The organism is Halomonas sp. (assembly GCF_031581305.1).
Taxonomy (GTDB): Bacteria; Pseudomonadota; Gammaproteobacteria; order Pseudomonadales; family Halomonadaceae; genus Halomonas.
Genome location: NZ_JAVLBC010000094.1, coordinates 1 through 12,565, shown reverse-complemented (window position 1 = coordinate 12,565; position 12,565 = coordinate 1). Strand labels below are relative to the sequence as shown.

Annotated in this window: 14 protein-coding genes; 9 read left to right on the top strand and 5 right to left on the bottom strand. The window is 66.0% G+C overall.

Features of this window, described 5'->3' with window-relative positions; translation table 11 throughout:
- Positions 1–106: 106 nt before the first annotated feature.
- A complete protein-coding gene (locus RI841_RS09440) occupies positions 107–2,053 on the bottom strand; it encodes an ATP-binding cassette domain-containing protein (protein WP_310705347.1) in 1,947 nt (648 codons plus the stop codon).
- 56 nt (positions 2,054–2,109) lie between these two features.
- Between RI841_RS09440 and RI841_RS09435 the strand changes: the two genes are divergently transcribed.
- From RI841_RS09435 to RI841_RS09405, 7 genes are all read left to right on the top strand, one after another.
- Positions 2,110–2,625 carry a TIGR02444 family protein gene (locus RI841_RS09435; RefSeq protein ID WP_310705346.1) on the top strand — a complete coding sequence of 172 codons (516 nt, stop codon included), beginning with the start codon at positions 2,110–2,112 and terminating at the stop codon, positions 2,623–2,625.
- Positions 2,626–2,730: 105 nt separating this feature from the next.
- The gene (dctP, locus tag RI841_RS09430) at positions 2,731–3,753 is read left to right on the top strand and encodes a TRAP transporter substrate-binding protein DctP (protein ID WP_310705345.1); all 1,023 of its coding nucleotides are present in this window, start codon (positions 2,731–2,733) and stop codon (positions 3,751–3,753) included.
- Positions 3,754–3,952: 199 nt separating this feature from the next.
- A complete protein-coding gene (locus RI841_RS09425; protein ID WP_310705344.1) occupies positions 3,953–4,531 on the top strand; it encodes a TRAP transporter small permease in 579 nt (192 codons plus the stop codon).
- A 30-nt stretch (positions 4,532–4,561) separates the two neighbouring features.
- Positions 4,562–5,845 carry a TRAP transporter large permease gene (locus RI841_RS09420; protein ID WP_310705343.1) on the top strand — a complete coding sequence of 428 codons (1,284 nt, stop codon included), beginning with the start codon at positions 4,562–4,564 and terminating at the stop codon, positions 5,843–5,845.
- 17 nt (positions 5,846–5,862) lie between these two features.
- Complete coding sequence (locus RI841_RS09415) at positions 5,863–6,306, top strand: universal stress protein (RefSeq protein WP_310705342.1); 444 nt, start codon at positions 5,863–5,865, stop codon at positions 6,304–6,306.
- A 147-nt stretch (positions 6,307–6,453) separates the two neighbouring features.
- The gene (locus RI841_RS09410; RefSeq protein ID WP_310705341.1) at positions 6,454–7,143 is read left to right on the top strand and encodes an FKBP-type peptidyl-prolyl cis-trans isomerase; all 690 of its coding nucleotides are present in this window, start codon (positions 6,454–6,456) and stop codon (positions 7,141–7,143) included.
- Complete coding sequence (locus RI841_RS09405) at positions 7,136–8,203, top strand: prolyl oligopeptidase family serine peptidase (RefSeq protein WP_310705340.1); 1,068 nt, start codon at positions 7,136–7,138, stop codon at positions 8,201–8,203. The genes RI841_RS09410 and RI841_RS09405 overlap by 8 nt, the downstream gene beginning before the upstream one ends.
- A gap of 17 nt (positions 8,204–8,220) precedes the next feature.
- Here the strand turns inward: RI841_RS09405 and RI841_RS09400 are convergent, their stop codons facing one another.
- Together RI841_RS09400 and RI841_RS09395 are read right to left on the bottom strand one after the other, a co-directional pair.
- Positions 8,221–8,817 (bottom strand): SCO family protein, encoded by a 597-nt coding sequence (locus tag RI841_RS09400; protein ID WP_310705339.1) that lies wholly within the window; start codon positions 8,815–8,817, stop codon positions 8,221–8,223.
- Positions 8,818–8,819: 2 nt separating this feature from the next.
- Positions 8,820–9,329, bottom strand: a complete 510-nt coding sequence (locus RI841_RS09395; RefSeq protein WP_310705337.1) for a hypothetical protein — start codon at positions 9,327–9,329, stop codon at positions 8,820–8,822.
- A gap of 111 nt (positions 9,330–9,440) precedes the next feature.
- On the opposite strand from RI841_RS09395, the gene RI841_RS09390 reads away from it, so the two are divergent.
- The gene (locus RI841_RS09390; RefSeq protein ID WP_310705336.1) at positions 9,441–10,355 is read left to right on the top strand and encodes an AEC family transporter; all 915 of its coding nucleotides are present in this window, start codon (positions 9,441–9,443) and stop codon (positions 10,353–10,355) included.
- 250 nt (positions 10,356–10,605) lie between these two features.
- On the opposite strand, the gene trmB is transcribed toward RI841_RS09390, so the two are convergent.
- A complete protein-coding gene (gene trmB, locus RI841_RS09385; protein WP_310705335.1) occupies positions 10,606–11,346 on the bottom strand; it encodes a tRNA (guanosine(46)-N7)-methyltransferase TrmB in 741 nt (246 codons plus the stop codon).
- A gap of 260 nt (positions 11,347–11,606) precedes the next feature.
- On the opposite strand from trmB, the gene RI841_RS09380 reads away from it, so the two are divergent.
- Positions 11,607–12,011 carry a DUF423 domain-containing protein gene (locus RI841_RS09380; protein WP_310705334.1) on the top strand — a complete coding sequence of 135 codons (405 nt, stop codon included), beginning with the start codon at positions 11,607–11,609 and terminating at the stop codon, positions 12,009–12,011.
- On the opposite strand, the gene RI841_RS09375 is transcribed toward RI841_RS09380, so the two are convergent.
- Positions 11,987–12,400, bottom strand: coding sequence for a PaaI family thioesterase (locus tag RI841_RS09375; protein ID WP_106231072.1), 414 nt, complete (start codon positions 12,398–12,400; stop codon positions 11,987–11,989). The genes RI841_RS09380 and RI841_RS09375 overlap by 25 nt on opposite strands.
- Positions 12,401–12,565: the final 165 nt, after the last annotated feature.

Sequence of the window (12,565 nt, the reverse complement as noted above, 5' to 3'; positions counted from 1 at the left end):
CCGTAAGCCGTAAGCCGTAAGCCGTAAGCCGTAAGCCGTAAGCCGTAAGCCGGGATGCTGATTCTCGACACGCTGATGGCAACGGCCTTTCTTAGAGCTTACAGCTTCACCCTCCGGGCAAACCCCGGGCGGCGTCTTCAAGGGCTTCCTCCGCCTCCAGCCAGGCCTGTTCCAGGTCTTCCAGGCGCGACTTGAGCTCGCCCTGCCGACCGAGGCGCTCGGTGAGCTCCGCCTTGCGGGCCGGGTCGGTATAGAGCTCGGCGTCGCCCAACGCCTCTTCCACCGTGGTGAGCTCCTTCTGGACCTTCTCCATGGCCTGCTCGGCGCGGTCGCGCTGCTTCTTCATGGGCCGCAGCTTCTCGCGCAGCTCGGCGGCGGCACGACGGGCCGTCTTGCGACCCTCCTTGGGGGCCTCTCCCTCGGCCTGGCGGTCGGCCTTGTCGGCCCTAGCCTCGCGGCGCTCGCCCTCCAGGCGCGCCTTGAGCCAGGCCCGATAGTCCTCCAGGTCGCCCTCGAAGGGCTCGACGCGATGGTCGGCTACCCGCCAGAACTCGTCCACGGTGGCGCGCAGCAGGTGCCGGTCATGGGAGACGATGATCACCGTCCCCTCGAAGCTCGCCAGCGCCTCGGTGAGCGCCTCGCGCATCTCCAGGTCCAGGTGGTTGGTGGGCTCGTCCAGCAGCAGCAGGTTGGGCTTCTGCCAGGCGACCAGCGCCAGGGCCAGGCGCGCCTTCTCGCCGCCCGAGAAGCGCCCCACCTCGGCGAAGACATCATCGCCGTAGAAGCCGAAACCGCCCAGGAACTTGCGGATGTCCAGGTCGGCGGTCGTCGGCGAGAGGCGCTGGACGTGCATGAAGGGGGTGGCGGCCAGGTCCAGCCCCTCCAGCTGGTGCTGGGCGAAGTAGCCGATCGCCAGGTGCTCGCCGGCCACCCGCCTGCCGGACAGCAGCGGCAGGTCACCGGTCAGCGACTTGATCAGGGTCGACTTGCCGGCCCCGTTGGGGCCCAACAGGCCGATACGCTGGCCGGGCAGCAGCGTCAGCTTGACGTCGTCGAGCTGCACCGCTTCCTGGCCGGCATCGTCCCGGTAACCCAGGCGCGCCTCGTCCAGCACCAACAGCGGGTGGGAGACCTTGTCGGAGGCGGGGATGGTGAAGTGAAAGGGCGAGTCGGCATGGGCCACGGCAATATCCCCCATCCGCTCGAGGGTCTTCAGCCGGCTCTGGGCGGCACGGGCCTTGTTGGCCTGGTAGCGGAAGCGGGCCACGAAGCGCTCGATCTCCTCGCGGCGCGCCTGCTGCTTGGCGGCCTCGGCCTGCTGCAGGGCCAGCTTCTCGGCCCGGGTGCGCTCGAAGGTGGAGTAGTTGCCGCGATAGAGCGCGAGCGAACGACGGTCGAAGTGGACGATGTGGTCGCACACCGCATCGAGAAAGTCACGGTCGTGGGAGATCAGCAGCAGTGTGCCGGGGTAGCGGACCAGCCATTGCTCGAGCCACAGCAGGGCATCCAGATCCAGATGGTTGGTGGGCTCGTCCAGCAGCAGGAGGTCGGAGGGCTTGAACAGCGTGCGCGCCAGACTGACGCGCATCCGCCAGCCACCGGAGAAGTCCGCCAACGGCCGCTCCAGGTCGGCCTGGACGAATCCCAGTCCCACCAGCAGCTGGGCCGCCCGGGCCGGGGCGCTGTAGCCGTCCAGCGACTCGATGGCACCATGCAGTTCCGCCTCGCGATGGGCATCACCCCGCTCGCGGGCGGCCGCCAGGGCCGCCTCGGTCTGGCGCAACTCGCGGTCACCGTCCAGCACGTAGTCGACGATGGAACGCTCCAGCGCCTCCACCTCCTGATCCATGTGGGCGATGCGCTGACCACCACTCATCTCTACCTCCCCCTTGTCCGGGGAGAGTTCGCCGAGCAGCAGCTTGAACAGGCTCGACTTGCCTGCCCCGTTGGGCCCGACGATACCCGCCTTGTGACCGGCGTGCAGGGTCAGTTCGGCCCCCTCGAGCAGGGTCTGGGTGCCGCGTTGCAGGGAAACTTGGCGCAGTGCGATCATGCAGGCTCCACTCGGCAGTCCGTGAGGCTGCCGCCCACCGGGACGACAGCCGTGTCATGAACCACGATTCTACCGAATTGCCGTCCGCTCTGCGGGCTCGACTGCGCGACGCCCCTCTATGGGAGTTCGCCCTCGCTCTTTACGGGCGCGAAGGCGTCGAGGCGGCCTGCCTGGTGCTCCAGGACGAGGCGGGCGTCGATGTCTGCGAGCTGCTCTGGCACTGCTGGCTGCACCATCACGGGCTGGCATGCGATGAGTGCCCCGCACCGGTCCGCCGCTGGCAGCGCCGTGTCACGGCTCCCCTTCGCCGACTGCGCCGCGACCTGAAGCCCGAGGCCCATCAGCGCGAGTCCGTCGCCACACTGCGCCGGACGCTCCAGCAGGCCGAGCTCCAGGCAGAGCGGGAGGCCCTGTCACGACTGGAGCAGCTGGCAGTCGAGAGCAACCGACTGGATGCCTTGCCCAGCCCTGCTCCCCGCCTGACGAAGTTTCTCGCCATTCACCTGCAAGTACAGAAAAAACCTCATCTTATCGCCCTGCAAACCCTCGAAAGCCGGCTTGACCCCTCATGACGGCCACGCTAGCCTGAAATTAGCCGAGTGAATGTCATGTTCACCTGACACCTGCTGATGGCAGCAGCCTCCATCACAGGCTAAACCTGCAGAGGGACCACAAGAATGAAGTCACGCAAGCTGTTGACCGGCGCCGGTATTGGCGCACTGATGTTCGGCATGTCCACCGCTGCTTTCGCCGACAACTGGCGCTATGCCCACGAGGAGTATGAAGGCGATGTTCAGGACGTCTTCGCCGTCGCCTTCAAGGACTATATCGAGGCAAACTCCGACCATACGCTGCAGATCTACCGCTTCGGTGAGCTCGGCGAGTCCGACGACATCATGGAGCAGACCCAGAACGGCATCCTGCAGTTCGTCAACCAGTCTCCCGGCTTCACCGGGGCCCTGATCCCCGAGGCACAGATCTTCTTCATCCCCTATCTGATGCCCACCGACATGGACCTTGTGCTCGAGTTCTTCGACGAGAGCAAGGCCATCAACGAGATGTTCCCGGAGCTCTACGCCGAGCAGGGCCTCGAGTTGCTGCAGATGTACCCGGAAGGCGAGATGGTGGTCACCGCCGACGAACCGATCACCTCGCCGGAGGACTTCAATAACAAGAAGATCCGCACCATGACCAACCCGCTGCTGGCGGAGACCTACAGCGCCTTCGGCGCGACCCCGACGCCGCTGCCCTGGGGTGAGGTCTATGGCGGCCTGCAGACCGGCATCATCGACGGTCAGGAGAACCCGATCTTCTGGATCGAGTCCGGCGGCCTCTACGAGGTCTCACCGCACCTGACCTTCACCAGCCATGGCTGGTTCACCACCGCCATGATGGCCAACCAGGACTTCTTCGAGGGCCTCTCCGACGAGGACAAGGCGCTGGTGCGTGAGGCGTCGAATGCGGCCTACGACCACACCATCGAGCACATCCAGGGCCTGGCCGCGGAATCCCTCGACAAGATCCAGGAGGCCTCCGACGAGGTCACCGTGACTCGCCTGAACGAGGAACAGATCCAGGCCTTCAAGGAGCGTGCTCCTCAGGTCGAGGAAGAGTTCATCGACATGACAGGTGAGCGCGGCAAGGAGCTGCTCGAGCAGTTCAAGGCCGACCTCGAGGCCGTGACCGAAGACGCGGAGTAATCCCCGCCGGCTTCGGTCTTGAAGGGGGGTGGCCTGCCCGGGCTGCCCCCTTATTGTTTCTGGACATGAAGCTTCCGGATTCGAGCAGCGTGCACCCAGCGTTGACGTCGGCAGCCACCAGGGCTGGCATCCACGCGTATGCTGGTCATAAGGGAATCCTGATCTTTCCTGCATCGCATGCTGAAAAGGGAGTGCGGACATGAGCGACGAAGAGTCCGAAAAGCACTATCGCTCGGGACTACCGGGCTTTCTGGGTACCATCGATACCTTCATCAGCAAGCTCGAGGCGGTGATCCTGGCCCTCGGCGTGCTGCTGATGGCCTTCAACACCATCGCCAACGTCATCGCCCGCTTCGGGTTCGGCAACAGCATCTTCTTTTCCGGCGAGATCAACCGCATCCTGATCATCATGATTACCTTCGCCGGCATCGGCTATGCTGCCCGCCATGGTCGCCATATCCGCATGTCGGCGATCTACGACGCCCTACCGGTGGGGGGGCGACGGGCATTGATGATCGTCATTGCGCTGACCACCTCGCTGGTGATGTTCTTCCTGCTCTACTACTCCATCGTCTACATCCTGGACCTTCAGGCCAAGGGCAGGATCCTGCCGGCGCTGGGCGCCCCGATCTGGATCATCTACGTCTGGGTCCCCCTGGGCTTCTTGATCACCGGCATCCAGTACCTGCTCACCGCGATCAAGAACCTGACGTCGCGGGACGTCTACCTATCGACAGGCGTGCTCGACGGCTACAAGGACACGGAAACGGAAGTCTGACGCAGGGCGGAATGCCCGGGGGAACGCACGATGACGACAATAATGGTTACCACCATGATCGCCCTGCTGCTGCTGGGCTTTCCCATGATGATCCCGCTGATCACCGCAGCGGTCATCGGTTTCTACATGATGTTCAATGGCCTGGGCCAGATGGACACGCTCATCCAGCAGATGATGGCTGGCATCCGCCCCGCCTCGCTGATCGCGGTGCCGATGTTCATCCTCGCGGCGGACATCATGACACGAGGCCAGTCGGCCAATCGCCTGATCGACATGGTGATGTCCTTCATCGGCCATGTGAAAGGCGGCCTGGCGGTCTCCACGGCCGCCTCCTGCACCCTGTTCGGCGCGGTATCGGGTTCCACCCAAGCCACGGTGGTCGCTGTGGGCTCCCCCCTGCGCCCCAAGATGCTCAAGGCCGGCTACTCGGACTCCTTTACCCTGGCACTGATCATAAACTCCAGTGATATCGCCTTCCTGATTCCCCCCAGCATCGGCATGATCATCTACGGAGTCATCTCGGGGACTTCCATCGGTGAACTGTTTATTGCCGGTATCGGCCCCGGGCTGCTGATCCTGCTTATGTTCTCGATCTATTGTGTGATCTATGCCACCGTGCGCAAGGTCCCCACCGAGCCGAAGTCGAGCTGGGGCGAGCGTTTCACCGCGGTCCGCCTGGCCCTCTGGCCGCTGGGTTTCCCGGTGATCATCGTCGGCGGTATCTACGGCGGCATCTTCAGCCCCACCGAGGCGGCGGCGGCCTGCGTGCTCTACGCCATCTTCCTGGAGTTCCTGATCTTCCGCTCGCTGAAGGTCAACGACATCTACGCCATCGCCAAGTCCACCGGCCTGATCACCGCCGTGGTGTTCATCCTGGTCGCGGTGGGCAACGGCTTCTCATGGATCATCTCCTTCGCTCAGATCCCCCAGGAGATCCTGGCGGCGGCGGGCATCAACGAGGCGGGTCCCACGGGCGTGCTGATCGCTATCTGCATCGCCTTCTTCGTGGCCTGCATGTTCGTCGATCCCATCGTGGTGATCCTGGTGCTGACGCCAATCTTCGCCCCGGCCGTGGCGGCCACCGGGCTCGACCCGGTACTGGTGGGCATCCTGATCACCCTGCAGGTAGCCATCGGCTCGGCGACACCGCCCTTCGGCTGCGACATCTTCACCGCCATCGCCATCTTCAAGCGTCCCTACCTGGATGTGATCAAGGGCACGCCGCCTTTCGTGTTCATCCTGATCCTGGCCGCGGCCCTGCTGATCATGTTCCCGCAGATCGCCCTCTTCCTGCGCGACCTGGCCTTCCGCTGATCCAAGGAGTAACGACCATGTTCAATCGGATACTGGTCCCGGTAGATGGCTCCAAGGGCGCTCTCAAGGCCCTGGAGAAAGGCGCAGGCCTGCAGTTGCTGACCGGGGCCGAGCTCTACATCCTGTGCGTCTTCAAGCACCATAGCCTGCTCGAGGCCTCGCTCTCCATGGTAAGGCCCGAGCGGCTCGAACTCCCCGACGACGCCCTGAAGGAGTACGCCACCGAGATCGCGGTGCATGCCAAATCCCATGCCGTGGAGCTCGGGGTGGCCGCCGAGCAGGTCCGTGCCTTCGTCAAGGGAGGACGGCCGTCGCGCACCATCGTGCGCTTCGCCCGCAAGCGCGAGTGCGACCTCATCGTGATCGGCTCCCAAGGCACCAACGGCGACAAGAGCCTGCTGTTGGGCAGCGTTGCCCAGCGGGTGGCGGGCTCCGCCCACTGCCCGACCTTGATCGTCTGACCCCCACGGACGCCCCTCGCCGGGCCGGTTTCCTCCTGCATGCCATGCGGATGCGGAACCGGCCCGGCCCTGTTAGAGTCCCATGAATTCCATGCACTTCCGTACATCCACCCGAGGCGCCTCCGCGCCAACGCACAAGGTTCCTTCATGAAGACATTGCTGACCTCCGCCTCCCTGACGGCCCTGCTGGCCGCCGCCCCCCTGGCCCTGGCCGCTGCCCCGGAGACCGACGACGAGAAGCTGGGCTACAGCCTCGGCGTAACGCTGGGCCAGAGCATCCAGCAGGATGTCGAAGACCTGAACATCAATGCCTTCACCCAGGCCATCCGTGACGTCTTCGACGGCGGCGAACTGGAGATGAGCGACGAGGAGATGGCCGAGGCCCTGACGGCGTTCCAGCAGGAAGCCATGGCCGCCCGCGAGGCCGAGGCCGAACAACAGGCCGCGGCCAACCGCGCCGAAGGCGAAGCCTACCTGGACGAGAACGCCGAGCAGGACGGGGTGACGGTCACCGACTCGGGCCTGCAGTATCGCGAGCTGGCATCCGGTGACGGTGCGACCCCCGGCGCCGACGACACCGTCGAGGTCCACTACGAGGGCACCCTGATCGATGGCACCGTCTTCGACAGCTCCTATGACCGCGGCGAGCCGGTCAGCTTCCAGGTCGGCCAGGTCATCGAGGGCTGGCAGGAAGCTCTCCAGTTGATGAGCGTCGGTGATACCTGGGAGGTGGTAATTCCTTCCGAGCTCGCCTATGGCGCGCAGGGACAGGGGCCCATCGGCCCCCACGAGACGCTGATCTTCAAGGTCGAGCTGCTCGACGTGGCCGGTGAGTGATCCGGCCCGGGTGCACGCCACCCGCTGCCTGGTCGCCGCCGGCCTGTGCCTGGGGCTGGCCACTCCGCTGGCCGCCCAGGAACCGCCGGCACAGCTACCTCGCCTTGACGTTGACCGGGATGGCGCCAGCGTCCTCGGCGTTTCCTCGGGGGGCTACATGGCGACCCAGCTGGCGGTGGCCTGGCCCGAACGCTTCGCCGGGCTAGGCGTTGTGGCCGCCGGCCCCTGGGCCTGTGCCCGCGGCTCTCTTGGACTGGCCCTGGGCCAGTGCATGACGACCCGGCGGGGCATGCCGGATCCGGCGGAGCTGCAGAACCGCTACCGGGAATACCGGCGGCGCGATCTGGTCGGCGACCCCGAGGCCCTGGCCGAGCTGCAGGTCTTCGTCTGGCATGGCGGGGAGGATGACACCGTGGCCCCCTCACTGGGCCATGCCCTCGCCGAGCAGTTCCGCGATTGGCTAGCCGCTCCCGATGACCAGCTGATGTTCATGGAGAGTGAGGAGGCCGGCCATGGCTGGCCGTTGGCCACGCGTGCGAGCACACCCTTGGATGCCCTGGCAGACTGCCGCGGCGGGGGCGGTACCCACCTGCTGGCCTGCGACCTGGACATCGCCGGGGAGATGCTGGGCTGGCTGCATGGCGACCTGGTCCCCCCCGAGCCGGGCAATCCTCGGGGCGAGCTTGTGTCCTTCGACCAGTCGGACTTCGACGCGCGCGGGCTGGGGGATACAGGCTACCTGTTCGTGCCGGCGGACTGCGAAGACGGCGGTTGTAAGCTGACCGTGGCGCTGCATGGCTGTGCCATGGATGTCGAACAGATCGACGAGGCCTTCGTTCGCCACAGTGGCCTCAACGAGTGGGCCGCCACCAATCGGCGGGTAGTGCTCTACCCCCAGGCGGAAACCAGCCTTCCCAACCCCCAGGGGTGCTGGGACTGGTGGGGCTTTGCCGAGAGCACCTGGCAGCTCAACCCTTTGCATGACAGCCGCCAGGGCTCCCAGATGGGGGCGCTGATGGCCATGATCGAGCGCCTGCAGCAATCACCCGATGACCAGTGAGAGACATATGCCGAGGGTTACTCTTCGGCCAGGACCTGTTCCAGGGCGGTCTGTAGCGGACCGGAGGTAGGCGAGTGCAGCACCCGGCGCTGAATCTCGCCGTTGCGGTCCACCAGGAACAGCGAGGCGCTGTGGTCGATGGTGTAGGCCATGGCAGAATCTGGTGTCTCCACCTTGCGCCAGATCACGCCATAGCGCTCGGCCAGCTCTTCGAGAGCTTCCTGGCTGCCGGTGGCACCGATGAAGTCTTCACCGAAGAAGGCCAGATACTCCTCTAGCCTTGCCAGGGTGTCCCGCTCGGGGTCCACCGAGACCATCAACGGGACCACCCGGCGCCGCTGCTCGGGGTCGAGCCGCCCCATCACCTGGCGCACCACGGCTAGGCTCATCGGGCAGACGTCCGGACACCAGGTATAGCCGAAGAAGACCACCGCCAGCTGGTCTTCGTCGAGCTGGCTCAGCGAGAACTCACCCTCGGTCGACGGCAGCTCGATCGCCCCCCCCTGGGGTTCGCCATTCGCCTGGTCCTTCAGTTGCTGCTGATAGACGCCCAGGCCGACCGCGACCATCACCAGTATCATGCCCATTCCCAGCCAGATGCCTCGCTGTTTCATGATCACCGCCTCATCACTTCAAAGTCGAACCAGCTTCCCAGTCGTCCTTGCGGCGTGTCCACCACCACCTTCGCGCGCCAGGGCATGATCGCCTCGGTACAGATCGCCACCTGTCCCTCTCCGCGGAAGACGCCGTCTCCCACGGCCTCGAGGGGAAAACGGTGCAGTCCCATGTCCATGTCGCGGCCGACGAAGTCGACACGGGCGGACTCGGCCGGGATACCGGTCAGGCGCACCTCCAGCGGCAGACGCTCCAGGGCCCGGATGGGGCCGTCCGACTCGACCGCCAGGCGCAGCGCGATATCCTGTCCCAGGCTTGCCGTGCAGGGAGCCGCATGGAGGTCACAGCGGACCTCCTCCGGCGGATGCCAGTGCACGCCGGCCTCGTCGCGCAGGCTGTAGCGAGTCAGGTACCAGAGCGCCACGGCCAGGGTCAGCAGGGTGACGATGATCAACAGGTGAAGCAGCGGTGGGCGAGCTGCGCCAGTCGACGACAGGATGCGCTGTAACATGGCGGAGAACGTGGCCTCCATCGGTGACAGGATGGAGGTAAGCTTATCAGCATTTGCCTGCGGCGAAGTGCGCAAGGATGTCGCAGGGGAGGCGATCACGAGGGAGATGTCATGGAAGACGTGGGCAATGCACTGGGGCCGCTGTTCCTGCTGATCCTGCTGGGCGCCGGGCTCGGGTGGTGGCGCCAGCCGGGCGGGGACTTCTGGCCCCGCATGGAGCGGCTGATCTACTTCCTGCTGTTTCCTGCCATGCTGGTCTCCACCCTGGCCACCGCGGATGTCGGCCAGGTGCCGGTCGCCCGGCTGGCCATGGCCCTGCTGGGTGCCATGGGCCTGTTCGGCCTGCTGCTGTGGGGACTGAGAAACCGGCTGCGACTCGACGCGTCCGCCTTCACGTCGGCCTTCCAGGGTGCACTACGCTTCAACACCTATGTCGGCGTTGCCGGGGCCGCCGCGCTGCATGGCAATGCCGGGGCCACGGTGGCCGCGGTCGCGGTGGCGCTGATGGTGCCAGTGGTCAACGTGTTCTGCGTAGCCAGCTTCATCGCTGCCGGCACCCTGGGCTCGGCGAGCCTGGGCAAAAGCCTCGCTGCCTTGACCCGCAATCCGCTGATTCTGGCCTGCCTGACCGGCATCGCACTCAATGTGAGCGGCGTCGGCCTACCCGGCTGGAGCCAGCCCGGCGTGGAGCTGCTGGGCCGTGCCGCCCTTCCGCTAGGCTTGGTGGCCGTGGGCGTAGCGCTGCGCCCCGCTGCCCTGCTGAGACGGGATCGGGGGGTCTGGTTCGCCAACCTCGTCAAGCTGGGACTGATGCCGGCCCTGGTGCTCGTACTAGCCCAACTGTTGAGCCTGGATCCGGTGACCCGCGACGTGGCCTTGCTCTTTGCCGCCCTGCCCACCGCTACCTCGGCCTATATTCTGGCCCGCCAACTGGGCGGAGACGCCGAGCTGATGGCGGCCCTGATCACCGGCCAGACGCTGCTGGCCATGGTGACCCTGCCGCTCTGGCTGCGTCTTGCCGGCTGAGGGCAGGCCTATAACGAAAAACGTTCGCATTTGCATTGACTGTGCAAGCAAGAATGGTTACGCTTGAATCGTGGCGTTGATGAGGCGCCACGCCGGGCAGAAACCCGCCAGTTTCCTGCCCTGGTTTCTCCCTCTCATTGCTAGTCACGGTCTTTTTGCCGCCTCTCCCGGGGCGGCTTTCTTTTGCTCGTAAAACAGACACGGCACCTGCCGGATATCGTGGCGCCGAGAGGGTGCTGGCGCGGGCGGATCAGTCGACCCGCTTGAAGATCAGGTCCCAGACGCCGTGCCCCAGCTTCTCGCCGCGTACCTCGAACTTGGTCAGCGGGCGAAACTCGGGGCGTGGCACATAGGGGGCCGTCTCGGGGTCGGCGGTGTTGGCGAAGCCCGGAGCGGCCTCCATCACCTCGGCCATCCACTCGGCGTAGGCCTGCCAGTCGGTGGCCATGTGCAGGGTGCCACCGGGCTTGAGTCGCGACCGCACCAGTTCGACGAAGGCCGGCTGGACGATGCGGCGCTTGTGATGCTTCTTCTTCGGCCAGGGGTCGGGGAAGAACAGCTGCAGCGTATCGAGGCTCGCCTCGGGAAGGCACTGCTCGAGCACCGCCAGGGCATCCTCGCGGTAGACGCGCAGGTTGGTCAGGCCACGCTTGTCGGCCTCGTCGAGCAGCTTGCCGACCCCCGGCGCATGCACCTCGATGCCGATGAAGTCGGTGTCCGGATGACGCTCGGCCTGCTCGACCAGTGAGGCTCCCATGCCGAAACCGATCTCCAGCACCCGGGGAGCCTGCCGTCCAAACAGGGCATCGAGGTCCTGGCGGCCATCGGCGAGGCTAAGTCCCAGGCGCGGCCAGACCTCCTCGAGTCCCCGGGTCTGGGCCTGGGTCATGCGGCCGGCGCGCAGCACATAGCTCTTGATGCCGCGGCGATGCAGCGGGGCATCCGGGCCCTCGGGGGTGGTGGTCTTGTCGTCGTGTCGCGGGTCGGTCATGGCTCGGGGACACTCGTTGCCAGCGGTGAATCGGGGGGCCGTATTGTAGCGGCTTCCGCTTCGCCGGGGTACGGTAGGCGACCAAGAACGTCCCGAACGCTCGAGGCTGACCGGCGACAGGCCTGAGAGGGGGCGCTGTGAACCCCTCCATGGGCGCTACCGATGCCATCCATGGCATAGGACCCCCTCTTCGGCCTATCCCCGTCGCCTCTCGAGAATCCGGGCAACCACAACGGTCATTCAAGGCAAGGAGGGTCAGAATGCAGGACAGGGGATGGTGGCTGGGTGTGGCGCTCTCCGGCGCCCTGGTGGTGATGGCCGGTGCCTTCGGCGCTCATGCGCTGGAGGGCCAGCTGGCCCCGCGGCTGGCGGCCGCCTTCGAGACCGGGGTCCGCTACCAGGCGTGGCATACCCTGGCGCTGCTGGCCGTACTGGCCTGGCGCGCCGGAACATCGCTCGCCGGCCAGCGGCTGGCCATGGGGCTGTGGGCGGCCGGCACGGCGCTCTTCTCCGGCTCTCTCTACGCCATGGCGCTCACCGCCGCGACCGGCCTGGGAATGATCACGCCCATCGGCGGAGTGCTGATGATCGCCGGCTGGCTGGCCCTGGCGGTGGCGGTGCTGCGCGCCCGACCACAGGGTCAGTCACCGTCCGGCAGCGCATAGGTGGCGGTGACCAGGGCCACCGGTCGCTCGTCGCCGTCGGAGAAGAGCTGCACCTCGCCCACCGCCAGGCGTCGCCCCAGCTTGAGGATCCGGGCGTTGGCGATGACATCGCGATCGCCCCGGGGCCGGCGCAAAAAGCGGCAGTGCAGGTCGCTGGTCACGGCCATGGGTTCGGGACCGATCTGGGCCAGTATCGCCACGTAGAGGCAGACATCGGCCAGCCCCATCAGGGTGGGGCCGGAGACGCTGGCCCCGGGCCGCAAGTGCTCGTCCTCGATGGCCAGGCTCATGGTCGCGCGCATCTCGTCGACGCCCTCGATGGTCCCCGTCCGCTGTGGAAAGATCTCGTCGAGAAAGTCCTCGATGGCGGCGGCGGTCATCACGGTCATCGGCAGGCTCCTTGCGGTTCATTGGGAAGGTGGCGTTTGCGTCAACATAACCGAAAGCGCCCCGGGCAGGTACCCGGGGCGCTTGATGCATACGAGCTACGAGCTACGAACTACGAGCTACGAGCTACGAGCTACGAGCTACGAGCTACGAGCTACGAGCTACGA

What these genes read in the sequence shown, in the direction of transcription:
- dctP (WP_310705345.1), top strand. Translation starts at nt 2,731, where the DNA reads ATGAAGTCACGCAAGCTGTTGACCGGCGCCGGTATTGGCGCACTGATG.
- RI841_RS09425 (WP_310705344.1), top strand. Translation starts at nt 3,953, where the DNA reads ATGAGCGACGAAGAGTCCGAAAAGCACTATCGCTCGGGACTACCGGGC.
- RI841_RS09420 (WP_310705343.1), top strand. Translation starts at nt 4,562, where the DNA reads ATGACGACAATAATGGTTACCACCATGATCGCCCTGCTGCTGCTGGGC.
- RI841_RS09380 (WP_310705334.1), top strand. Translation starts at nt 11,607, where the DNA reads ATGCAGGACAGGGGATGGTGGCTGGGTGTGGCGCTCTCCGGCGCCCTG.
- RI841_RS09435 (WP_310705346.1), top strand. Translation starts at nt 2,110, where the DNA reads ATGAACCACGATTCTACCGAATTGCCGTCCGCTCTGCGGGCTCGACTG.
- RI841_RS09410 (WP_310705341.1), top strand. Translation starts at nt 6,454, where the DNA reads ATGAAGACATTGCTGACCTCCGCCTCCCTGACGGCCCTGCTGGCCGCC.
- RI841_RS09390 (WP_310705336.1), top strand. Translation starts at nt 9,441, where the DNA reads ATGGAAGACGTGGGCAATGCACTGGGGCCGCTGTTCCTGCTGATCCTG.
- trmB (WP_310705335.1), bottom strand. Translation starts at nt 11,346, where the DNA reads ATGACCGACCCGCGACACGACGACAAGACCACCACCCCCGAGGGCCCG.
- RI841_RS09415 (WP_310705342.1), top strand. Translation starts at nt 5,863, where the DNA reads ATGTTCAATCGGATACTGGTCCCGGTAGATGGCTCCAAGGGCGCTCTC.
- RI841_RS09395 (WP_310705337.1), bottom strand. Translation starts at nt 9,329, where the DNA reads ATGTTACAGCGCATCCTGTCGTCGACTGGCGCAGCTCGCCCACCGCTG.
- RI841_RS09440 (WP_310705347.1), bottom strand. Translation starts at nt 2,053, where the DNA reads ATGATCGCACTGCGCCAAGTTTCCCTGCAACGCGGCACCCAGACCCTG.
- RI841_RS09400 (WP_310705339.1), bottom strand. Translation starts at nt 8,817, where the DNA reads ATGAAACAGCGAGGCATCTGGCTGGGAATGGGCATGATACTGGTGATG.
- RI841_RS09375 (WP_106231072.1), bottom strand. Translation starts at nt 12,400, where the DNA reads ATGACCGTGATGACCGCCGCCGCCATCGAGGACTTTCTCGACGAGATC.